Genomic DNA, 22,335 nt, shown 5'->3' on the forward strand with positions numbered 1-22,335 from the left:
ATAAAATTCTTATCTCTTCAGGGAAATGGCAGTGGACAACATGTTGTCCGAGGTCTGAATCGCCTTGGAGTTGGATTCGTACGCCCTTTGCGCCACGATCATGTTCACCATCTCTTCCACGATCTTTACGTTACTCATTTCCAAAAACCCCTGTAGGACGTTTCCGAATCCTTCCATTCCGGGAGTTCCAGGAATCTCGGGACCGGAAGCCACGGTTTCTTGAAATAAGTTTTTTCCGATCGCGGTTAATCCGGCCGGGTTTACGAAACGGTATAATTCCACTTGTCCGATCACGATGGGACGAATGTCGGCTCCGACTTTTACGGTGACTTCTCCTTGTTCGGAAATCATGAGTGTGTTTAAGATCGCTCCCTCGGGAAGAATCAAAGGAGGTTCGAGAAGATATCCGTTCGAAGTCACCACTTGTTGGTTCGAATCGATTTTGAACGATCCGTCTCTGGAAAACGCAAAACTTCCGTCGGGCATTTGGATCTTAAAGAATCCCATCTCGCCGGTGATCGCCATATCCAGTTTGTTTCCGGTGGCTTGAAACGATCCGATCTCGAATAGTTTTTGAGAGGCAGCCGCTCTTACCCCGTGACCCACGTTGACTCCGGTGGGAATCTCGCTCACGGAAGTGGCCGGAGTTCCAGCCAATACCTGGTGTTGGTACACGAGGTCTTCAAAGTCGGCGCGGTTCTTTTTGAATCCGGTCGTGTTTACGTTTGCTAAGTTGTTTGAAATCGTATCGATATGAAACTGCTGGGCAATCATTCCCGTGGCAGCCGTCCAGAGTGAGCGCATCATATTCCGGTAACCCTCTTCTTAGTTTAAGTCGGCCAATTTCCGAAATTGGTGAAGGGGAAAGGGGCGAATTTCCGAGAAAAAGAGACAGAATTCCGAAAATGTGTTAGAAGGGGGAAGAGTCCCCCTCGCTGCAGCCGCAAGCGGCTTACGCTACCCCCTCTCCGGGCGGCTTCTTTCGAATTTAAGCCCGGAGCCTGACGCTGCGATCCTTAGAGAGCAGTGGCGCTGAGTTTCTCGCTGCGCCCCTAGAGAGCGAGATTGAGTTCAATCGAAGGCTCTTGACGAAGCGAGAGAGCGAAATGGAGATTGATCGTCGCCATTTCGCTCTTTGCGGAGCGAAAATAACGTATGAGTTCCCACACTCTCGGGACTTTACCGTGTAAATCGCGGGTTGTATGAGTTCCCACAACCGCAAGCGACACGCAGGGTTTAGTCTAAACGCGCTTTCCAAAGTAAGAGTCGAATTTTAGAAATTCTTTCTGCGCGTTTAGACCGAGCGAGACTTCGCGAGCCCGAAGTGGCGCGACCGCGTTAGCGGATGCGGCCGCAAAATTGTAAGAGTTCCCGCATTCTTGAAGGATCAAACGATAAGTTCACGATTTTCAAAGGTTCCGACACGCGGACCTAAATCCGCTCGCAAAAATCATTCACTTGTAATTCCGAAACACGACGCAGCGGTTCGAATTTGTTCCCTTTTCGTTATTCGAAACGTTCCAGCAATTCGAGAGTTTCGTGAATTTCTGATCGTTGATAAAGGTGGTCTCCCATTCCAAACCGGAACCGGCCGCCGCCTGGATCACGTATTCGTCCAGGTTAAAAACGGTCGCGCCCTTTTTGATGTCTCCCACCTCCATCACACAAACTCCTTCCGGCTTTAAGACGCGCGAAAGTTCCTCCAAGGTTCCGTGGATAAAATCGGTCCAGGCGCTGAGCGTGGAAAAGATGCTCGGCTTTTTGTGATCGGGAAGTTCGATTTCCAAAAACCAATACCGAAGCCAATTGTCCTCTTCGTAGTTCACCTTATCCAAAAACGGCGGAGAAGTCACCACCAAGTCCGCGACTCCATCCTCCAAAGATTCCAGATGCAGGGAAGAATGATTGGTATAACGATTTCTTCCCGAAAACTCGTGATAAAACGGAGGAAGCGGAGTTTTCAGATCGCGCTTCATTTTCTGCAGAATGCGCGACTTGATTTCCTTGTATTCCGGTTTGATTCCCTTCTTCTCGTTGTTTCGTTTTTGAGCCGAAGGAGGAATGGAAATCTGAGGAAAACTATAAACGGAAAAGAATCCGTCGCTGTGCCCGTGCAATCGGGAAAGGGCGGTAACTCCGATGTATTGAATTTCAGGAGAAGAATCCTGGGAAAGAATCCGTTTGAGATTCTTGATTTCGTTCAACGTATCCTTGTGATAAAACGCAAGTAAGTCCTTGTCCTCTTTTTCTTCCTTCGTTTTTTTTCTCAGATCGAGACGATCCAAAATTCGTTCCATACTTTCCACCGAAGGAATCGTTTGTCTGGACTTGGCGAGAAACAAGGACATAGGGCTGATGTCGTTGTGAATCGCGGTATGACCTTCTAAGTTCGCTTGGATGGAAGTGGTTCCCCTTCCTCCGAACGGATCGAGAACGACTCCCTTGCGTTTGGAAAGATATTTGTCTAAAAAGAACGCCGGAAGTTCGGGTTTAAACGAGGCGCGGTAACTAACGCTGTAGTGAATGGAATGGGATTGTCTCTGGCGGGATGTCCAAAATTCTCCCGTTTGAATTTTTCTTTCTTTTCGTTTGAGTGCGGTCGACATGCGGGAAGCCTCGTATGAAAAGATTTTCGGTAAGCCCGGCCGTTTCCCGGCGAAGAAAAAGAGATTCGAATCCGAAATCGAAAGCGCCACTTTCCGATCGCATCAAGACGATGCGACATAGGCTTTGAATTTTTTTTTCGGGGAAGAATTCGATCGCGATTTGATTTGTCATTTCAAGCCCCGGGTTTTGCATGGATGAAGAAGGGTATATTCCTTTTTTTGAATTTACTGCCGATGACTCTCCCGAACACAACCGCACCGTCCTTAGAAACTTTGGATCTCGAATTTGAAAGAGAAGTCTATTGGAACCGTTTTTTGGAACGCGCCGGTTTGATCGTGGGTTACGGAGCCTATGCGGTTTGTTTCATAATCGTGTTCGGTTTAAAACGGGAAGCCGTTCAATACGCGTCACTCTTTTATCTCGGACTTTTCACCCGCTTTTCGAGTCTGCTCATCGGAAAGTTCTATGAAATTCCCATGGTGTTTCGGAATCTGTTTTCGGAAAACGAAACCCTCGTTTCCGCGAGCAAACATTATCTCGAAGTACATCGTGAAAAAGCACTAAAACGACTCGCGGGAAATCTTTACGGAATGAACGACGCGTCCGAACTCTACAACGCGAACGAAGAAATCCTAAAAGAGATGATCCGTCCAAAACTCGAAAAACCCTGGAAGAAGGCCGGAAAAATTTATTTCTTCTTTTTTTATCTCCCTGTCGCAGTCATTTTGATTGGAATTTCCGTTTTCCTCTGATTCACTCGAAATTCAAGTGAAACGTTCGATCGTCTTATCGTTGTTTTTCGTATTAGTGTTCGCGTTCTCTGCCTGCAAAAGCGAACTTCCCGTCGACGCCCCGCCGCCCATGCCTTTTTCCGAAAAGAATCTCATTTCGGAAGGAAAGTTCGTCTGCGCGATTTTGGCAAATCTCACTTCGCGTAACAAAATCTACTTTCAAAAAGAAGAATGTTTTCTGAAAACTCCCCCTTCTTCCCTCTTTCACCCGGTTCTCGCGCTCTCCGCGCTGGAAAGCGGTTATCTGAAGGAAGATCAATCCCTCTTTTTTTGGGACAAGACGAGACATCCTTACATTCGATGGCAGAAGGATCAGAATCTCCGGTCCGCGCTCGAGTATTCGGTGCATTGGTATTTCACAAAACTCTGGAACGAGATCGGTCCCGAAAAGGGAAAGCCGCTTTTGGAAAAGTTAGGTGCGTTTTCCAATCCAGTCCCGTTTACGAGAAACTCGTTTTGGCTCGACGGTTCGTATACGATCTCACCGTCCGAATTTGCGGATTTTTTAATCCGACTTCAGGAATCGCCTCCGCCTTTCCGTAAAAAGACGATCGCGACCGTTTGGGATCTTCTCAAACGAAGTCCCGGTTCTCTTTCGAACGCAAGCGGAAGCCACGATCTCCCGGGGGATTGGAACGGAGTCGAAGAGTATCGATCGGATTCCGCGTTTCATTATACGCAGGAAGAGGCGAACTCTTGGTTTTGGGTTTCGTTTCAAAAAACGAACACGCGTTGGCTGCTTCTTACGAGAGTGCGCGCAGTCGGCCAACCCGCTTCTCCGCTTGAAGCCGCCAAACTCGCGTCTAAAATTCTCCAGGAAGAATCCGTTCTTCAGTAAGCGCAAACGTTTCGACGCGCTCAAATCCGCAAACGCCTAAAAATCTGAATGACGGATTCGGAATTCGATCTCAGAATGCTCGCACATAAGGGTTTCCTGTATGAAAAAAATATCGGTATTTTACATTTTTCTTATTTTCTTATTCATTGTTTCGCTAGGTTTTATCCTTCAGACCGGACGAGGTCTCGAACTGAAAAAAGAGATCTTCCATTCTACGCAGATCGATCCGGTTAAAAAAACGAACGAAACAAATTCTACCGTTAAACCCGCGCCGATCCGTCCTGATTTTTTCGACGTCGAAGCGGTGGGAAACATGTTTTCCGGTCATTTGAAACAGCCTCTCTCGCGACTCTTGCTTCAGTTGATCGTAATCATGGTTGCAGCCCGTTTTTTCGGCAAGTTGGCAACGATGGTCGGACAACCTTCCGTGATCGGGGAAATTCTCGCGGGGATTTTACTCGGCCCTTCCCTACTCGGATTTTTGTTTCCGGAAGGATTCCAACTTTTATTTCCTAAGGAATCTCTTTCCGTTCTACAGATCTTAAGTCAGATCGGACTTCTGTTGTTTATGTTCGTGATCGGAATGGAACTCGATCTGAAAATTCTCGGAAACCAAGCCGAGTCCGCCGTCGTGATTTCCCATTCGAGCATCATGTTCCCGTTTCTTTTGGGAGCGGGACTCGCCTACTTCATCTACGTACCGTTAGCTCCACAGGGTGTGGATTTTATCGCCTTCTGTCTTTTTATGGGAATCGGGATGAGCATCACCGCCTTTCCGGTTCTTGCAAGAATCATTATGGAGAAAGGACTTACCAAAACCACGTTAGGCAGTCTTGCTCTGACCGCGGCCGCCGCGGACGACGTGACCGCTTGGTGCGTTCTCGCCATCGTCGTGACGATCGTAAACGCGGGTTCCTTTTCTTCGGGAATTCTGATGATTCTTATGTCCGTCGTTTATATGCTACTGATGTGGAAGGGAATCCGTCCTTTGATGAAACGCGCCGGAAATCTTTACACGACCAAAGAATCGATGACCAAGACGATCACCGGATTTTTCTTTTTATTCATCTTCGCCTCCGCTTGGCTTACGGAAGCGATCGGAATCCACGCGTTGTTCGGCGCCTTTCTCGCAGGCGTCGTCATGCCGGATAAAAAGGAACTCAGAAACAATCTCGTCGATAAGATCGAGGACTTCAGTCTTACGGTTCTCCTTCCTTTATTTTTCGCGTTTACCGGGCTTAGAACCAAGTTCGGCCTCTTATCCAGCGCGGGTCTTTGGCCGGTCTTCTTTTCAATCCTATTCGTCGCCGTCTTAGGAAAGTTAGGCGGAAGCGCGATCGCCGCCCGTATGTCCGGCAAAAACTGGAAAGATTCCCTTTCCGTGGGCGTTCTGATGAACACCCGCGGTTTGATGGAATTGATCGTGCTCAACATCGGTTACGATCTCGGAGTTTTGTCCGAGGAAATTTTCTCCATGATGGTTTTAATGGCCCTCGTGACGACGGTCATGACCGGTCCCGGATTAAAACTTGTGGAACTTATTTTTGCGACAAAGGAATCGGTTCCTAAACCTTCCGCCGGCGCGGGAATTCTAATCTCCTTCGCGCAGCATTCCAGAGGACTGGAACTATTAAAAATCGCTTATGGACTTTTTCCGGAAAAGAAGAAGGACCGCGAAGTTACCGCGGTTCATTTGTCTCCGGATTCGAACATATCGGAATCCCACGCGGAAAAATACGAATCGTCCAGCTTCAGTCCTTTGAAAGAACTTTCCAAGGATTTGAACATACGTCTGCAACCGATCTATAAAACGTCCACGAATATCACGAAGGATATTCTTCGAATCGTGGAAGAAGGAAATTACAAACTTCTTCTGATCGGAGCGGCGCGTTCCTTCTTTTCGGACGATATCCTCGGCGGAAAGATCCGCACGATCCTGAACGAAACGGATTGCAACGCGGGAATCTTGTTTTCTTCCCAACTCGAAGACGTAAAGAATATCCACGTTCTTTTCGGAGGAGAAAAGGATCTCGAACTTCTTCAGATCGCAAAACGCCTTGCGGGAAATTACAACTCGAAACTTTCGATCGTGGATTTAAACGGTTCCATCCATCAGGTTCCGTCCCGCGTCAAACAGAACCTCAAACGAGACAAGGTGAAAATTTTGACTCCGGGTTCGAGCGCTTCCGACTGGAAACAATTCGATTTGATCCTTTGCGATTTGGATATATGGGAGAATCATCCCGAATTCAGAGTGGACGAACTTCCGAAAGGCGGAGGACTTCTTCTGGTCCGCTCTTTAAACGGCGGATTTTTGGCGGAATCCTAAGAACCCTTCGAAAAATGATTTTACATCCTTCGATTCTCGGCGAGAATCTACGATCTTGCGCGTTGCAGATCAGAATTTTCGATGAGCCTTCGAAAAAAAATCACTCTCTATCTTTCCGGCGCCGTATTATCCGCGTTTTTTCTTATCACGATCGGACAGGCGATTCTCACTTATACGGAATTTAAAAAAGACGAACGAAGAATCGTCCTTATCGAATCGATCCGCGTTCAAAGAGAAGTGGAAGTTTCTTTCGGAAGACCGTTCGATCGTCTGCTCGGAATCCGGGACGTCGCGCAGGTCTCCAAACAAAGCCGCGGAGAAATCTTGTCCCTTTTAAAAACGCTCGCTTCCGAAAACGAACTCGTATTCGGAACCTGGACGATTTGGGAACCGAACGCGTTCGACGGTTCCGATGCGAGATACAGGAACTCGGTCTTTCACGATTCGACGGGAAGACTCAACTACTACGTCAATAAATCGGATTCTCCCAAAAACCTGCGCGTCGATCTGAACGTGGATTACGAATCCGAAAACGATAAGAGCAGCAAGTTCTACTTCGCTCCGAAACGAACCAAGAAGGACGTTGTGATAAGTCCCTATCTCTATTACGCGGGCGATCATAGAATCTGGATCGTGTCCCTCATAACGCCCGTTTTGCGAAACGGAGTTTTTGCGGGAGTGTTCGGAGTGGATTACATTCTAAAGGACATCTCCGAAAAGATGAAATCGTTCAAACCGCTGCAAGGAAAAGGTTACGCGAGAATCATCTTTCCGGATGGAACGTTTCTCCCGCCCACCGTCGGAGACGAACCTCCGATCCCTTCCGAAGAATTTCTGAAAAAGGAAACTGGCGAAACGCATACGCTCGACGAGGAACGTTATTTCAGAGCGATCCTGCCGATGCGTTTTTCCAACTCGGGAACCCAGCTTCATATAGAAGTGGGAATTCCCCATTCCATCTTTTACGAGGAATTAGCTTCTCTGATTCTGAAAAACACGATCCTCATCTTCGTATTCTCCTTGATCGCATTAGGAGTTCTTAATTTCTCATTAAAAAAATGGTTTTTAAACGGACTTTCACAGGCGGAAGCGTTTTCCAAGGAAATCGAAAAGGGAAATCTGAACGCCGCGATTCCGCATACGGAAGACGACGAACTCGGAACCCTCGTCAATTCATTGGATTCTATGCGGAGAAGTTTAAAGAACGTCCTCGCGGAACTGCAGCTTTCCAACGCGATCATCGGAAAGAACAACGAGAAACTCAGAATGGCTCTCGTCGGCGCCGGAATGGCGACCTGGGAACTCGATTTCAAAAGCGGAATCGTCTTCTTTCCGGAGGGAGAAGTTTCCTTTCTATCGCTGAACGAATCCAGAAAGATGAAGGCGAAGGACTTCTTAAAAAGATTTCACCGCGCACAGAGAATGGAAATGCTTCGTTACGTTCAAAAATTCCTGTACGGAAGTTCGAACGAAATCGAAATCCTTTTTCCGAACGTTCTTCCGGAAGGAGTTCGCTGGTTCAGAGCGAGAGGCGGCTGGGGAAACGCGAACGAGGTTCCGGATCGGGAGAAACTTTCCGGAACGCTTTCGGGAATCGTTTTCGACGTCACCGATTGGAGACAAGCCGAGGATTTAAGAAAGGCCAACGGAGAAATTTTAATACGAACTCGGATCATCGAAATCCAAAAGAAGGAATTGGAAGACGCGCTCCAAGAACTGAAAAACGCTCAGAACAAATTGATCACCTCGGAAAAATGGGCCAGCCTCGGTCAGCTTGTTACGAGCATCGCGCACGAGATCAACAATCCGTTGGGCGCGATCAAGGCCGGTCTACAGACGATCGAAGCGGTTTCCCAATCCTTTCAAAACAAGATTTTTCAGGTTTCGGTCACGATCCCCCGTTTGGGCGAAGAGGACAGAAATTCCTTTTTCGAAATCTACGCGATCGCGATGGACTCCAAAGAACCTCCTCTCGGCTTCAAGATGAGGCAACAGGCGAAATCTCTGGAAAACGCATTAAAGTTTTATAATGTTTTACACGCGGAACGGGTTTCGATACTTCTTACGGAACTCGGCCTGCAGGACGTTCACGAACGCTGGGCGCCGTTCCTGAATCATCCGGACGTGTTCGAACTATTGAGCTTTATCGACTCGACGCTTTCGTTCTTAAGAAACATCAGCGTTATGCGTCTTTCCGTAGAAAAAACGAGAAAGACCGTCTTTGCCCTCAGTTCGTATTCTTCCCTTTCCGCCAATCGCTCTCCTCGACCGATTCAAATCAGTCGTTCCATTCAAAAAGTATTGGATACCAATCTCAAACTTTCCTTGCGAGACACGCTCATTCGAATCAAACTCTCCAATCTTCCCACGATCGATTGTGATCCTGAGGAAATTACCCAGGTTTGGACGCATTTGATTCTCAACGCGGTGCAAGCGACGGGAGGCGCGGGAACGGTGGACATCTACGGTTCGGTGATTCCCGATCGAAACCGAGTCCAAATTTTCATCCAAGACGACGGGCCCGGAATCCGCAAAGATATTCAATCCAAGATCTTCGATCCGTTCTTTTCCACGAAGGAACAAGGAGAAGGAATCGGACTCGGCCTGGATATCTGCAAACGCATTTTGGAAAAATACGACGGAAGTATCGAACTGATTTCCTCTTCCGTAGGCGCTTGTTTTCGAATCGAATTTCCGATCTCGAATTCCTATCTTGTAAATCCTTCCTCCGAAGAACTCAAGTCTTCTTCGATCAAAGAGGAAGTTTAAGTCGTTTTTCCAACAACACATACCGCGTAGATTCCGTTTTTTGCAAGGCCTCGTTCAGATGTTTCGATTCGGCGTCCCCCATCCGAAATTCCTTTTTCCGATCGGCATTCCGCTGAAAAACATTCGAACATAAAACTCGTTCGACTTCACGACCGCGTAAAAAAGAATCTCGTCTCCGTAACGAACGTAATTGCGGACATGACAAGACGCGCAAAAAGAAATGTTATCGTGATTCTTCTTTTCATCGGGCTTGCAGAGGATCCGAGAAACCCCGCTAAAACCGGCACAATTCCGAATATACCAAGTTTGCGATTCATGGTGGATTTCCTTATGTTAGTTTTTTCCTACGGGGTTTCTTTTCCCAAGGGAAGCTAAACCCACCATCGAAGGCAAAGGCTTGAATCTTCATTTTTTCTGTTTTAACGAACAAAATTTTCACTATAATAGATACTACAATCAGCGCATTACCCAATATCTTTATCAATGAATGACTAACGTAACCGCGAAACAGGAGAGAAAACTCAAAGGGAAGAAAAGGATACGGAATGATAAAAAGAAATAAAAAGCCCCGACGGAGAATCTTTTCAGCCGAGGATCAAGGAGTGGAGATTTTCAATTAAAGATTTGCGGTGGAACTGATCCAATAGACGACCGCTTGGGTCAGAGAAGGATTTGAAATTTCCTGAAGATCTTTCGCGAGAAAAACGGCGCTGTCACCCGGTGAAAGCAGATTCTTTTTACCGGCAAAAACAAGAGCGACCTCCCCTTCGATTACAGTCACGGTTTGCAACTTTTGTTTTTGAAACCACGTCGGAAGAGGAAAACTTCCCTGAGCCAAACGGATCTCCAACACTTCCAGATGGTTTTCTGCGTCCTTGTATAAAACGCGTGCAATCAGCTTATCCTTGAATAATGCGAGGGTTTTAGATTCTTCTTTTCTGAGAATTTTCGGACCGCCCAAGGAAACGTCGGGTAAAAACTCCGCCACCCGAGTACGAAGCGCCTTAGACAATTTCCAGAGAATCGCGATACTCGGGGTAGTTTTTCCGGTCTCGATCAGCCCAAGCATCCCTCGGCTGACCTGCGCGATCTGCGCGACCTTCTCCATGGAGAGTCCTAATTCCAATCTGCGTTTTCGGATTTTCTCACCCAGAAAACTGGTCAAAAAATCATCCGAGCATTTTCCGGTTGAATGAGAATCGTTCTGATTTTCTAAACTGCGAGCCATAATCGTATGCAAAAGAACCTCCTTTCCGACTCTAAAAAAAGCCCGGGAATCCCGGGGTAGAATAGGGTCTTTTTCAGAGAAAGTTAGAGTTAGAACGGATGTGCTTCACACCCGTCGATTAGAAAAATTCTCTAAGATATTAGAATGTCAACGTATATTTCGCTATAACATAATACTTTGTAAGATATATTGAATTTATTGGAAAATATTTTGCTCTTTTTGTAAGATATCTTGGACAAAAGGATCCGCAAAGACAAACGAATCTCCGATCCGGCTAAAAAAAACATTCCGAGAAAGTCCGGATGCGCCTGCACATACGTTTCGATCACGAGCAGAGGACACCAAAGCAGGATGGTAAATTCTTTTTTTCTAATATTCTCGGAAAGCCAAACCCAAAAAGGAAGTTCGATCGCAAGGTTTGGAAACCGTTCCAGAGAAAACGCACCCAATCGTCCCCCGGCGCGGAAAAGCAAAATTACACGTTATGCGAAACATCTCCCCTAGATCTAAATATTCGCATTCGACGTCTTCTCATCATTTTCTTTTAAGAAAAAAGGCAAAAACGCGATTCCCATAAGAATTCAATACGTTCCAAGAAAAAGAATCAATGGAACGAAAGAATCCTTTCGGAGGATCGAAACGGAAGAATACCGCAAAATCGTTTTGAGTGGACAGAGAAAACGGAGATCGGGATTCTATGGTTTAGAATATGAAACGGACGATCCACAAAATTCTTCACAGAGACGCGAGGGAAACGTTCCCCATAGAATCCGAAAGCGTGGATCTGATCCTTACCTCTCCTCCGTATCCGATGATCGAAATGTGGGACGATTTGTTTTTCGGTTTTTCCTCCGAAATCAAAGAAACATTCGCGACCGATCCCCTTCTTTCTTATGAAAGAATGCATAACGAGCTAGATATGGTTTGGAAAGAATCCTTCCGCGTTTTGAAGGACGGGGGCTTTCTCGTCATCAACATAGGCGACGCCACGAGAAACACCGCATTCGGATTCCGTATTTTTATGAATCACGCGAGAATTCTCCAGGGATGCAACGCGATCGGTTTTCAAAGTCTTCCCGGAATTCTTTGGAGAAAACAGACGAATTCTCCCAACAAATTCATGGGTTCGGGAATGCTTCCCGCGGGTGCGTATGTGACCTTAGAACATGAGCATATTCTAATATTCAGAAAAAACAACAAACGTAAATTCCCTTCCAAAGCGGACAAACTCGCCCGTGCGGAAAGCGCGTTTTTTTGGGAAGAACGGAATTCCTGGTTTACGGACGTATGGGATTTCAAGGGTAAAAAACAGGGTTTGAGTTCGCAGGCGGGTCGCGAAAGAAGCGCCGCATATCCGCTGGAACTTGCAAATCGAATCATTTTGATGTATTCCCTCAAAGGAGATCTCGTTTTGGATCCGTTTCTCGGAACGGGCACGACCGTCCGGGCCGCACTTGGAAATTGCAGAAATTCGATCGGCTTCGAATTGGATTCCACGGTCCTGCTGGATCGTTTCAACGATCTTCAAACCCTTTCCGAAGAGCTCAACGTCTTAGTGGAAAAAAGAAAAATCAATCACGATCGTTTCGTGCAAAGCAGACAAGACGAAGGAAAAGCGCTGCTTCATTTCAACCAAAATCTGCAAACTCCTGTCGTGACAAAACAGGAAAAGTTCTTAAATCTGGAAAGAGTCTCCGGACTTTTCCGCAACGATGCCGATGAGATCGAAGCGGAATATGCCCCCCTTTTTCAAGCGGTTGCACCTCCGCAACTGGACCCCGCTCCGGCCGTACAACCGTAACAGTGTTCGTGAACCCGGATCTTTCTTTTTTCCAGGACGCCGGCGTCGTAGTCGCGTATGTTTTGCACGCTTCCTTCCAACTTCATATCCAACATCTGGTTGAAATCGCAATCATACATTGCGCCGTCCCAACCTACGCTGAACGTATTCCTGCACATCACTCCGCGAGCCGCGATCGGATTATAGGAAGTCACGAGCTTTTCCATATATCCGTCCAAATTTCCGCTGTCTATCAGATATTCCAAATATCTAGAAATCGGCATATTCGTAATCGTGAATAAAGAATTAAACCGAATTCCGAATTGTTTTTGAAGCGAGATTTTGAATTCGCGTTCTAAAGTCGTCTGCCCCCCGGGTAAAAACGCGCCCGCGGGATTGTAGACGAGATTCAACACGAGCCCCGAATCCGGATCGCCGTAACCTACCGCATTCAATCGTTTCAGAGCTTCGATCGAACGATCAAAAACGCCGTCCCCTCTCTGTGCATCCGTTCTTCTTTTTTCAAAGTAAGGAAGGCTGGATACGACTTCCACTTTTTGATCCGCGTAGAATTGCGGAAGATCCTTGTATCGTTCACCCGCAAGAAGAATCGTTAGATTGCACCGAACCATAACCTTCTTTCCGAGACGTCTAAGTTCGGTTACGAGCCAACGGAATTCGGGATTCATTTCCGGCGCTCCGCCGGTGATATCTACCGTGGAAATCGGACTTACGGCAAGAACGCCCAAACAATGAAGCATGGTCTCCTTGCTCATAATTTCTTTTCGATCCGGGCCTGCGTCCACATGACAATGTTTGCAGGTTTGATTACAAAGTTTTCCGAGATTCATCTGAAAGATTTCGGTCGGTACGGGACGCAACTCTCCGACTCCCGATTCGATCAGACGATCCGTAAACGAAGGAAGATTCTTCCGTTGAAAAACTTCCTCTAAAATTTCGAACTGTCTTTCGGGAGAAACGAGCTCGCTTCCCCTGAACTGAAGAGATTTCAAGATCATTCCTCTCGCTGACCGATCACATTCCCAGTTCTTTGACCTTATTCATCATCTGAACCGAATGAACGAGAGAAGCGCCGCCGCGGATCGCCGCAGCAACGTGAACCGCTTCCATCAAGCCGGCCTCGCTCACTCCCTTTTCCAAAGTATCGGTCGTATATGCGTCGATACAATAAGGACATTGAATCGCATGAGAAACGGCCAATGCGATCAGGGACTTTTCACGCGCGGTCAAAGCGCCTTCCGCAAAAACGTCACCGTAGTAGTCGAAAAATTTTTTCGCAAGATCGGGTTGAAACTCGCCGATGTTTCCGAATTTCTTGAGATCTTCGGGAACGTAATAGGATTCTTTAGACATGTGGATTCCTTTTTTAAACTTTAAAAAATTCTAATTTACTTTTTTCGATTTCAACTTGCAGATCGGTCAGGATTGTTTCGACGGAAAGGTGAGATGATTGCATTTTTCGCAGACTTCCTGCGGTATAATTCCCCATCGCATCAAATAACCGAAAACGAAACAACCGGCGCAAAAACCGACGAAGGATTCCAAACCGGAAAAAAAGATCAGAATACCGAGCACGATTTGAAACGCGAAAATCTGTCCCTGCAAAAGCAAAATCAGAGACGTTAGGCTAAACAGAAACCCGATCGACTGCGCAAAACGTTTCGGTGGTCCTGCTGTTTCCCGGTTTCCCAACCCCAATAAGGGAACGATACCATGAATCGCGATCTTCGCAAAGAGAGAAAATTTCGGACCGTATAAAACTCTCGCCGTAAATCCGTAGAGCAACGCAAGATTCAGCCAAATCGATTGAGTCAAGACGGTCGCAATCGTCAGAAAAAACACGAGTCCCGCCACCGATCTCGCGGCGTATTCGTTGACCGAATCGGGAAAACTACCTATTTGAATCATAAGTCCACCACCCTCTTGGATAACGTCAGTCCTCTTCTTTAGACCCATCATTCAATTAGAATTGTCACATCCATTTCTGCAATAACTAAAAATTTTTACTATAACGTTAAAATATCCGCTATAACGGATTAAGGCTTGCTTTTTCGAAAAACCGTTTTTCAATCGCCAAAATGAAATTCTTAGAACTCTTTTTTGATTCTAAATGATAGAAAGAAGAGATTTCCGGAAAGATCGGAAAAACTATATGAAATCCAAATCCTTCCTTTACACTTTAATTCTTTTGGTTCCGACCTTGCTTTGGTCTCAAAAATCGGAATCTTGGATTTTAACTTCGGGAGAAGCGAAAGCGATTCTTTCCAATAGCCTCGTTTTGGACACAAGATCGCGTTCCGTATTTTACAGGGAACATATCAACGGTTCCCGTTCTGTGACTTGGGAAGAATTCTCCGTATCGGAACTTCCCCGCAAAGGGAATCTCCTCCCGCTCGACGTTCTCAAAAAGAAACTCGAGGCTTACGGGATCAGAAACGACCAGCCCGTTCTCGTGATCAGCGAAACCAAAAACAATTGGGGCGAGGACGGAAGAATCGTTTGGATGCTGCGTTCGCTCGGACATCACAACGCGTTTCTTGTCGACGGAGGTTACTCCGCCTTAAAACAGTTAGGCGCCCCCGTTTCCAATCAAGGCGAACCCAAACAAATCGGCTCCTTCAAGATTCAACTCGACTCGAACCTGAGCGCGACCTCTTCCGAAATCAGATCCAATCTCAAAAATAAAAAATACGTCTTTTTGGACACGAGAGAGGAGCGCGAATTCAAGGGCGAAACTCCTTACGGGGAATCGAGGGGCGGACATATCCCGGGCGCCAAACATCTTTATTACAAAGTTTTGTTAAACGAAGACGGAATCCTTCTACCATCCGAGAAGATTTCCGAAAAGATCAAGGAACTCGGAATTTCCAGGGATTCTATCGTCGTTTCCTATTGTACGGGCGGAATTCGCTCCGCTTGGGTGACCGCTGTGTTGCGGAACGAAGGCTTCAACGCTAAAAATTACGCCGGGTCCATGTGGGAATGGTCCTCCGGAAACGAGAAGGAATACCCGCTGACGCTGAAATGAGACGTTTAAAAGATTTATATTTTTTGAATATTCTAAAACCCTATAGAACGATCGCGATTCTATTCGGAATTTCGGTAAGCGCTTCCGCGGTATTTTTATGCAAAGACTCCTCACCGGTCCTATCGGTGGAGGAACGTTTTCCCGGTAAACCCTGGGCTAAACCCGTAGAAATATCGCAAGCCGTTCCAGGAATCGCGGGACTCACCGCCCAGGATTGCGGAAACTGTCACAAGGATCACTTTGAAGAATGGAGAACGTCCACTCACGCGAATGCGTTCACCGATCTTCAGTTTCAATCCGAACTAACGAAGCCGAATTCTCCGCGCTGGCTTTGCCTGAACTGTCATATTCCTCTTTCCGGCCAAAGGAGCGAAATTACAACCCATCTCAAAAACGGGGACGTCTTACAGCCGATCGCCATTTCCAATCCGAAATTTAATCCGACATGGGAAAAGGAAGGAGTGAGTTGCGGAAGTTGTCATTTAAAATCCGATCCGAACGGAAACACGATTCTCATCGGACCTACGGGCGCTTCTTTAGCTCCGCACCCGGTCGTAAAAAATCGAGAGGCCTTGCACGCCCGCTGTAACGATTGTCACAATCAGGATTACAGACTCGATTCTTCTTTTGTTTGTTACTTCAAAACGGGGGAAGAATATCAGGAAAGCATACACGCGGAAAAAGATGACTGCGTTAGTTGTCACATGCCTTCGATCGAACGTAAGATCGTCACGGATTCGTTCCCTCACACGAAACGGGATTCGCATCGTCATACATTTATAGGCGGCGGAGTTCCGAAGACGTTCGAACTTTTCGAACCGCAGTGGAGAGGAGGTTACAAATCCGGTTTGAAAATCGGAGGTTTGGAATGGTCGAAAAAAGATTTTACTTCCGGTAAAACCGGAGTTCGACTCGAATTGGAGAACCGTTTTGCGGGTCATTCCGTTCCGACGGGCGATCCGGAAAGACATCTTCTGATCGAGGCGATTTTGTTAAACGAAGTCGGTTCGGCGATCGCAAAAGAAACCGTTCGGATCGGCCAAACTTGGGAATGGTATCCGGAAGCGAAACTCACGGCGGACAACCGGATTCGTTCGGGAGAAAAAAGGAAAATCGAACTTCTCCTCAAGTTTGATCCGAACAAAAATGTTCGTTTCGGAATCGTTCGAATCAAACATGTTCGTTTAACAAAAGAGAATTCGGAACATATGAGAAAGAACGCAAAAAACTCCTCTCCGGAGATCGCCGCCAAGCTGAAAAGGATCGAATCGTTTTATCCGTTCGCGAATCTGTTCTACGAATCGAAAACCGATCTGAACTCGGGAAAGACCGAACTTTCCTCCCGGGAAACTCTATTCCAACTTTCTAAACAAGGCAAACTGTGAGCTCACCGTCGGTCAGCGTCGTCATCCCCGCTCTCAACGAAGAAAAATCGATTCCGTTCGTTTTAAAGGATCTGCGTTCGATTCCGGGTCTGGACCTTCGCGAAATCATCGTGGTGGACAACGGTTCTATCGACGATACGAAAAATGCCGCCGCTTCGAACGGCGCGGTGGTTTTACAGGAATTTCAAAGGGGATACGGAGCGGCGTGTTTGAAAGGTTTGGAAAGAATTTTCAACTCTTCTTCTCTTCCCGATTTGATCGCGTTCGTCGACGCGGATTACTCGGACTCTCCGAGCGAACTGATTCTTTTAACGCAAGCCCTGCTCGATCACAACGCGGATCTTGTGATCGGTTCGAGGGTTCTCGGAAATTCCCAAAAAGGTTCGTTGATGCCGGTTCAACGTTTCGGAAATCGTTTGGCAACCGCTCTCATTCGGATTTTATACGGGATGAAATTCACGGACCTCGGTCCTTTTCGAGTCATACGCTCGGATATTTTAAAAAAATTGAATATGCAGGATCGGAATTTCGGTTGGACTGTCGAAATGCAGATAAAGGCGGCAAAGTTGGGTTTGCGTTGTGTCGAAGTCCCCGTCAGTTATAAAAAAAGAATCGGAATTTCCAAAGTAAGCGGAACGATCTCCGGTTCCATCCGTGCCGGTTGGAAAATTCTGTATACGATCGGAAAACTGCACTCGAAATGAACTTCGAATTCGTTCGAGCGGGAAGCCTTCGTTTTTTTCCGATTCTTTCTTTTGTTCCCATCCTTTGGTTTCAATATTTCGAAGAACGTTCTCATTTTTTTCTTCTTCTGACCGCGGCCCTTCCCGCGTTCATCTCGTATGCTTGGATTTTAGTTCGGGATCGCGATCGGAAATCTTTGCGCTTTTGGTTCGCCTTCGGTCTGATTTTACGAATCGCATTTATGTTTTCCGATCCGATTCTTTCCGAAGACGCGTATCGTTTTTTATGGGACGGGCTTTTGATCCAAGAAGGCGTTTCTCCCTTCGCTTTTTTACCGAAAGAATTTCCGATCGAAGCCCTATCGCCGCAGGCCCGAAAACTCGCCGTCGAACTTCTGCAGTCGATGAATTCTCCCCAATTCTATTCGGTTTATCCGCCGATCCTGCAATTTTTCTTTTTTCTTTCCGCAAAGGCAATGTTCGTTTTCGCAAACGTGAAAGCGGGAATTCTTTTTTGGAAAACGATCCTTTTGTTAAGCGAATTCGGAGTTTTTTGGCTTCTTTATAAGATTCTAATAAACTACAAAATCGCTTCGGAAAAAATCCTGATCTATTGGCTGAATCCTCTCGTCCTTGTGGAAATTACCGGCAACGCGCATCCCGAATCGATCCTCGTTTTCTTTTTTGCGGGAACGCTGCATTTATTTGTGCGCTGGCAAAACGAAAATCGCATCCGGGATCTATTTTCTGCGAGCGCCTTTTTTCTCTGCGGAATTCTCACCAAAATCACGCCGCTGATTCTGGTTCCGTTTTTGTTTTTTTCCATCGCGAACGGAAAACGCTCTTTTCTGCGTCGACAGGGACTTTGGATTTCGGGAACCGCAATTGCGGTTTTTGTCGCTCTTGCTTGGATCGGATTTTCCTTTTTTCCGGAACTGATCCGAAAACAAAAAACGTCGGGGCTCGGAGTTTTCTTTCAGCTATTCGAATTCAACGGAAGCGTGTATTACGTTTTACGGGAATTTCTGCGCTGGATCGGAGAGAATTTTTACGCGGCCGGAAAAATCTGCGGAGCGTCCACGTTAGTCGCAATCTCCCTATTCTCCTTTTGGAAACGAAATGAAGAAGGTCCACAAAACGTCTTTCGAACCGCGGAATCCGTCTATTTGATCTTTCTGATTTTCTCGACCACGGTACATCCTTGGTATATTCTCCCGTTAATCGTTTGTTCGATTTTTTCCGGGAACATCTATCCGATCGTCTGGTCCTGTTTGATCTTCGTCTCCTATTCCGCCTATTCTGTGTTTCCGTATAAGGATTCCTTTTTTTGGCTCTCTTTTGAATACGGAATTCTATTCCTTTTTTTGCATATGGATATATACGAGAAGTATCGAAGAGGGACGCGTCATTCGCACGGAACTAAGCGACCTTTGTAAGAATCGAAAGGGTCCGTTTTTTCATTTCTTTTCTCGAAGCGCCCGGCTTCTTCCTTGTTTAAAAAAACCTTTCATCTTTGACCCAAACGAGCTTTCCTGTCCATATCGCCTTTTTTTAGAGATCCGCAGCAAACATGATTGATAAACTGATCCGCGCCTCCATTAAAAATAGAGCCCTGGTTTTGGTGCTGACCTTCATGGTTACCCTCGTGGGGATTTACAACGCATTCTATCTTTCCATCGACGCGATTCCGGATGTGACCAACGTTCAGGTTTCGGCGGTCACTTCTTCCCCGGGTCTTTCTCCTTTGGAAGTCGAGCAGTTCATCACGTATCCGATCGAAATGGAATTTACCGGTCTTCCGAACGTCACAGAAATCCGTTCGATTTCGAGAACGGGCGTAAGTTCGGTCACGGTCATTTTCAAAGACGGAACCGATATTTATTTTGCGAGACAACTCGTAAACGAACGGATCAAACAAGCGGAAGCCGTCATTCCTCCCGGTTACGGAAGACCCGAACTTTCGCCGATCGCAACGGGTCTCGGCGACATCTACGAGTTCGTATTAACGTCGGACAGACATTCTCCGGAAGAATTGCGGACGTACATGGATTGGGAACTCGCCCGGGAAGTGAAGTCCGTGGAAGGGATCATCGACGTGAACATCATCGGCGGTCAGGTTCGTCAATATCAAGTCAAGATCGACCCGAGAAGACTCGCGGTGCACAACTTAACTCTATCACAAATTTATGATAAACTCGAATCCGCAAACCAGAACACGGGAGGCGGTTACATTTCCAAAAACGCGGAGCAGATCGTTATCCGCGGAGAAAGCCAATATAAATCCATCGAAGACTTGAAGAACACCGCTGTAACGACCGCCGGAGACGGAATTCCTCTTTTACTCGGTCAAATCGCGGAAGTGGAAATCGGTCCCGCGCTTCGTTTCGGTCTTGTAACGAAGGATTCCAAAGGAGAAGTCGTCGGCGCGACCGCGATGATGCTCATGGGCCAAAACTCTCTCGAAGTCGTAAAGAGGGTTAAGGTAAGAATGGAAGAGATCAAAGAACGTCTTCCACCCGGAATGAGAATCGAAACGTTCTACGATCGTTCGGAATTTATCGGAAGAACTCTCAGCACCATCTTTACCAATCTCGCGGAAGCCGCGGTCCTCGTAGTAATCGTTTTGATCGTAGCGCTCGGTACGGTGAAAGGCGCGCTCCTTGTCGCATTAGCGATTCCGATTCCGATGCTCGTCGCCACGATCTTTATGAACGCGTTCGGGATCGTGGGAAATTTGATGTCCCTCGGAGCGCTCGACTTCGGTCTGTTAGTCGATGGAACCATCGTGATGCTCGAATCGATCCTTCACGGATTCATCCTGAAAAAATCGTTCTACGACATGCAGACCAAACTCGAGGACAGGGAACTCGCAGCGGAAGAAATCATCACCGATGCCTGCGTTCGAGTGGGCCGCGCGGCGACATTCTCGGTCGCGATCATTATGCTCGTATATCTTCCTTTGATGAGTTTGGAAGGTGTGGAAGGAAGAATGTTCAAGCCGATGGCGATCACGGTCGCACTCGCGTTAGGAGCCGCTCTGCTCTTCTCCTTAACCACGTTTCCGGCGGCGGCGAGCATTCTGTTTAAAAATCCGGTCTTTCATCATAGTAAATATTGGGACGTCATCACGGAGAAATATAAACTTCTTCTGGATTTCGGAATGGCTCGTAAAAAGGAATTCTGTTACGCAGGAGTGGGAATCGTCGTCTTCGCGTTGTTACTCGGTTCCACGTTGGGTTCCGAATTCTTACCGAGAATCGACGAAGGGGAAATCGCGATCGATATCAAACGTCTTCCTTCCACGGCGATCAACTATTCCAGAGACACGAACTCCGATATGGAAGCGGTCTTAAAAAAATTTCCCGAAGTGGTCAGTGTTGTTTCCAAAATGGGACGAGGCGAATCCGCGGCGGAGCCGGTCGGAACGGACGAAGGCGAGTCGATGGTAAAACTCAAACCCCGCAAGGAATGGGTGACCGCCGACGATCGCGAAGAACTTATGAGCAAGATGAAGGATGAAATTCTCAAGTTCATTCCTTCGAGCACGATCAGTTTGTCGCAGCCGATCGAAAACAGAGTGAACGCGCTTCTCTCCGGATCGAAAGCAGACGTTGTAATTAAAATCTACGGAGACGATCTCGTAAAACTCAAGGACATCGCCGGTCAATTCGCTTCCAAGCTCAAAGGAGTTCAGGGAGTCGCAGACTTGCGCGTTCAAAGAGTCTTGGGACTTCCCCTTGTCGAAATCAAGGTCGATCGGGAAAACATGGCGCGTTACGGAGTGCAAGCGGAAGAGATTCTCGCAACGGTAGAAGCGCTTCGTCTCGGAAGACAAACCGGAAAGGTGTTCGAAGGATTCAAACGATTCGATCTCGTCGTTCGCCTGAAGATCGACGCGACGGATCTGGAACAGGTTGAAAACATTCCCGTATTCACTTCCTCCGGTTCCACCGTTCCTCTCGGTCAAGTCGCGGAGATCAAACTCGTGGAAGGCCCGGCGGCGATTTACAGAGAACAGCTCAAACGAAGAATCATGGTCGAGACCAACATTCGAGGAAGAGACCTCGTCGGTTTCGTAAACGAAGCTCAGAAAGTCACCGAAGAAATCGAAAAGAATCTTCCACCCGGTTATAGAACGGATTGGGGCGGCCAGTTCGAGAACTTCACTCGAGCCAAAGAAAGATTGGCCTTGGTCGTTCCGATCGCGCTCGCGATCATCTTCTTTATGCTCATGGCCGCATTCGGAAGCATCTACTACGCGTTAGGCGTCTTTATCGTGGTTCCGCTCGCGGTTTCGGGAGGAATCATAGGTTTAGTCCTTCGCGGACTTCCGTTTAGTATTCCGGCCGGGGTCGGCTTCATCGCGGTGAGCGGGATCGCCGTATTAAACGGAGTTGTTTACGCTTCTACCCTTCGGGAAGAATTGGAAAAGGGAGCTTCGATCGCGGACGCTGTGTATCTCGCGGGGATTCATTCCTTGCGTCCGGTAATGACGACCGAAGTCATCGCGGCGGTCGGGTTTATTCCGATGGCGATTTCCACGATGGCGGGTGCGGAAGTGCAACGTCCTCTTGCGACAGTCGTTATCTTCGGGGTTATCGTCGCGACTGTATTCTCCCGTGTTCTTCTTCCGATCGTGATGGAATATCTCTTGAACGTTTATGAAAATCAGGAAAGAAGAAGATCGGCAAAACGGGAGCTTCTCGAAAAACGCGCGTTCGGAAATCCGGAACAAAACTTTGCACACGACAACAGCGAATGGATTTCGACTCACGCGGAAACGCAGGAAATCATAACCGAAGAAGAAGTGGAAACGGAAGAAGATTCTAAAAAGAAAAAATCTCCCAAAGCAAAGAAAGGAAAGAAGAAGTAAGTT

At 47.1% G+C, this 22,335-nt stretch carries 17 protein-coding genes; 10 read left to right on the forward strand and 7 right to left on the reverse strand.

What is annotated here, in order from left to right:
- Nucleotides 1-9: 9 nt before the first annotated feature.
- Together flgG and LFX25_RS11200 are read right to left on the reverse strand one after the other, a co-directional pair.
- The gene (gene flgG / locus LFX25_RS11195; protein ID WP_118955940.1) at nt 10-804 is read right to left on the reverse strand and encodes a flagellar basal-body rod protein FlgG; all 795 of its coding nucleotides are present in this window, start codon (nt 802-804) and stop codon (nt 10-12) included.
- Nucleotides 805-1,454: 650 nt separating this feature from the next.
- Nucleotides 1,455-2,606 carry a class I SAM-dependent methyltransferase gene (locus tag LFX25_RS11200; protein ID WP_238730311.1) on the reverse strand — a complete coding sequence of 384 codons (1,152 nt, stop codon included), beginning with the start codon at nt 2,604-2,606 and terminating at the stop codon, nt 1,455-1,457.
- A 195-nt stretch (nt 2,607-2,801) separates the two neighbouring features.
- Here LFX25_RS11200 and LFX25_RS11205 point away from each other — a divergent pair, with 195 nt between their 5' ends.
- The 4 genes from LFX25_RS11205 (at nt 2,802) to LFX25_RS11220 (ending at nt 9,334) form a co-directional block, all read left to right on the forward strand.
- Nucleotides 2,802-3,359 (forward strand): hypothetical protein, encoded by a 558-nt coding sequence (locus LFX25_RS11205; protein WP_406600494.1) that lies wholly within the window; start codon nt 2,802-2,804, stop codon nt 3,357-3,359.
- 55 nt (nt 3,360-3,414) lie between these two features.
- Nucleotides 3,415-4,236 carry a penicillin-binding transpeptidase domain-containing protein gene (locus LFX25_RS11210; RefSeq protein WP_238731578.1) on the forward strand — a complete coding sequence of 274 codons (822 nt, stop codon included), beginning with the start codon at nt 3,415-3,417 and terminating at the stop codon, nt 4,234-4,236.
- A 100-nt stretch (nt 4,237-4,336) separates the two neighbouring features.
- Nucleotides 4,337-6,565 carry a cation:proton antiporter gene (locus LFX25_RS11215; protein ID WP_238730312.1) on the forward strand — a complete coding sequence of 743 codons (2,229 nt, stop codon included), beginning with the start codon at nt 4,337-4,339 and terminating at the stop codon, nt 6,563-6,565.
- A gap of 81 nt (nt 6,566-6,646) precedes the next feature.
- On the forward strand, nt 6,647-9,334 hold the full coding sequence (locus LFX25_RS11220; RefSeq protein WP_238730313.1) for an ATP-binding protein: 2,688 nt from the start codon (nt 6,647-6,649) through the stop codon (nt 9,332-9,334).
- Nucleotides 9,335-9,950: 616 nt separating this feature from the next.
- On the opposite strand, the gene LFX25_RS11225 is transcribed toward LFX25_RS11220, so the two are convergent.
- Both LFX25_RS11225 and LFX25_RS11230 read right to left on the reverse strand, forming a co-directional pair.
- The gene (locus LFX25_RS11225) at nt 9,951-10,499 is read right to left on the reverse strand and encodes a helix-turn-helix domain-containing protein (RefSeq protein WP_238730314.1); all 549 of its coding nucleotides are present in this window, start codon (nt 10,497-10,499) and stop codon (nt 9,951-9,953) included.
- Nucleotides 10,500-10,693: 194 nt separating this feature from the next.
- On the reverse strand, nt 10,694-11,011 hold the full coding sequence (locus LFX25_RS11230) for a hypothetical protein (protein WP_238730315.1): 318 nt from the start codon (nt 11,009-11,011) through the stop codon (nt 10,694-10,696).
- Between the two features lie 260 nt (nt 11,012-11,271).
- Here LFX25_RS11230 and LFX25_RS11235 point away from each other — a divergent pair, with 260 nt between their 5' ends.
- Nucleotides 11,272-12,363, forward strand: coding sequence for a DNA-methyltransferase (locus LFX25_RS11235; RefSeq protein ID WP_238730316.1), 1,092 nt, complete (start codon nt 11,272-11,274; stop codon nt 12,361-12,363).
- On the opposite strand, the gene arsS is transcribed toward LFX25_RS11235, so the two are convergent.
- The 3 genes from arsS to LFX25_RS11250 all read right to left on the reverse strand — a co-directional run bounded on the left by arsS (nt 12,312) and on the right by LFX25_RS11250 (nt 14,271).
- Nucleotides 12,312-13,361, reverse strand: a complete 1,050-nt coding sequence (arsS, locus tag LFX25_RS11240) for an arsenosugar biosynthesis radical SAM (seleno)protein ArsS (protein ID WP_406600495.1) — start codon at nt 13,359-13,361, stop codon at nt 12,312-12,314. The genes LFX25_RS11235 and arsS overlap by 52 nt on opposite strands.
- Before the next feature lie 16 nt (nt 13,362-13,377).
- Nucleotides 13,378-13,716, reverse strand: coding sequence for an arsenosugar biosynthesis-associated peroxidase-like protein (locus LFX25_RS11245; protein WP_238730318.1), 339 nt, complete (start codon nt 13,714-13,716; stop codon nt 13,378-13,380).
- A gap of 66 nt (nt 13,717-13,782) precedes the next feature.
- A complete protein-coding gene (locus LFX25_RS11250) occupies nt 13,783-14,271 on the reverse strand; it encodes a DUF4395 domain-containing protein (RefSeq protein WP_238730319.1) in 489 nt (162 codons plus the stop codon).
- 244 nt (nt 14,272-14,515) lie between these two features.
- Between LFX25_RS11250 and LFX25_RS11255 the strand changes: the two genes are divergently transcribed.
- The 5 genes from LFX25_RS11255 to LFX25_RS11275 all read left to right on the forward strand — a co-directional run bounded on the left by LFX25_RS11255 (nt 14,516) and on the right by LFX25_RS11275 (nt 22,332).
- A complete protein-coding gene (locus tag LFX25_RS11255; protein WP_238730320.1) occupies nt 14,516-15,391 on the forward strand; it encodes a sulfurtransferase in 876 nt (291 codons plus the stop codon).
- On the forward strand, nt 15,388-16,776 hold the full coding sequence (locus LFX25_RS11260; protein ID WP_238730321.1) for a cytochrome c family protein: 1,389 nt from the start codon (nt 15,388-15,390) through the stop codon (nt 16,774-16,776). Before LFX25_RS11255 ends, LFX25_RS11260 begins: the two co-directional genes overlap by 4 nt.
- The gene (locus LFX25_RS11265; protein ID WP_238730322.1) at nt 16,773-17,480 is read left to right on the forward strand and encodes a glycosyltransferase family 2 protein; all 708 of its coding nucleotides are present in this window, start codon (nt 16,773-16,775) and stop codon (nt 17,478-17,480) included. Before LFX25_RS11260 ends, LFX25_RS11265 begins: the two co-directional genes overlap by 4 nt.
- Nucleotides 17,477-18,895, forward strand: a complete 1,419-nt coding sequence (locus tag LFX25_RS11270) for a glycosyltransferase family 39 protein (RefSeq protein ID WP_238730323.1) — start codon at nt 17,477-17,479, stop codon at nt 18,893-18,895. The genes LFX25_RS11265 and LFX25_RS11270 overlap by 4 nt, the downstream gene beginning before the upstream one ends.
- Nucleotides 18,896-19,029: 134 nt before the next feature.
- Nucleotides 19,030-22,332 (forward strand): efflux RND transporter permease subunit, encoded by a 3,303-nt coding sequence (locus tag LFX25_RS11275; RefSeq protein WP_238730324.1) that lies wholly within the window; start codon nt 19,030-19,032, stop codon nt 22,330-22,332.
- Nucleotides 22,333-22,335: the final 3 nt, after the last annotated feature.

This window comes from Leptospira sanjuanensis (assembly GCF_022267325.1).
Lineage (GTDB): Bacteria > Spirochaetota > Leptospiria > Leptospirales > Leptospiraceae > Leptospira > Leptospira sanjuanensis.

What these genes read in the sequence shown, in the direction of transcription:
- flgG (WP_118955940.1), bottom strand. Translation starts at nt 804, where the DNA reads ATGCGCTCACTCTGGACGGCTGCCACGGGAATGATTGCCCAGCAGTTT.
- LFX25_RS11200 (WP_238730311.1), bottom strand. Translation starts at nt 2,606, where the DNA reads ATGTCGACCGCACTCAAACGAAAAGAAAGAAAAATTCAAACGGGAGAA.
- LFX25_RS11205 (WP_406600494.1), top strand. Translation starts at nt 2,802, where the DNA reads ATGAAGAAGGGTATATTCCTTTTTTTGAATTTACTGCCGATGACTCTC.
- LFX25_RS11215 (WP_238730312.1), top strand. Translation starts at nt 4,337, where the DNA reads ATGAAAAAAATATCGGTATTTTACATTTTTCTTATTTTCTTATTCATT.
- LFX25_RS11220 (WP_238730313.1), top strand. Translation starts at nt 6,647, where the DNA reads ATGAGCCTTCGAAAAAAAATCACTCTCTATCTTTCCGGCGCCGTATTA.
- LFX25_RS11235 (WP_238730316.1), top strand. Translation starts at nt 11,272, where the DNA reads ATGAAACGGACGATCCACAAAATTCTTCACAGAGACGCGAGGGAAACG.
- arsS (WP_406600495.1), bottom strand. Translation starts at nt 13,361, where the DNA reads ATGATCTTGAAATCTCTTCAGTTCAGGGGAAGCGAGCTCGTTTCTCCC.
- LFX25_RS11245 (WP_238730318.1), bottom strand. Translation starts at nt 13,716, where the DNA reads ATGTCTAAAGAATCCTATTACGTTCCCGAAGATCTCAAGAAATTCGGA.
- LFX25_RS11250 (WP_238730319.1), bottom strand. Translation starts at nt 14,271, where the DNA reads ATGATTCAAATAGGTAGTTTTCCCGATTCGGTCAACGAATACGCCGCG.
- LFX25_RS11255 (WP_238730320.1), top strand. Translation starts at nt 14,516, where the DNA reads ATGAAATCCAAATCCTTCCTTTACACTTTAATTCTTTTGGTTCCGACC.
- LFX25_RS11260 (WP_238730321.1), top strand. Translation starts at nt 15,388, where the DNA reads ATGAGACGTTTAAAAGATTTATATTTTTTGAATATTCTAAAACCCTAT.
- LFX25_RS11270 (WP_238730323.1), top strand. Translation starts at nt 17,477, where the DNA reads ATGAACTTCGAATTCGTTCGAGCGGGAAGCCTTCGTTTTTTTCCGATT.
- LFX25_RS11275 (WP_238730324.1), top strand. Translation starts at nt 19,030, where the DNA reads ATGATTGATAAACTGATCCGCGCCTCCATTAAAAATAGAGCCCTGGTT.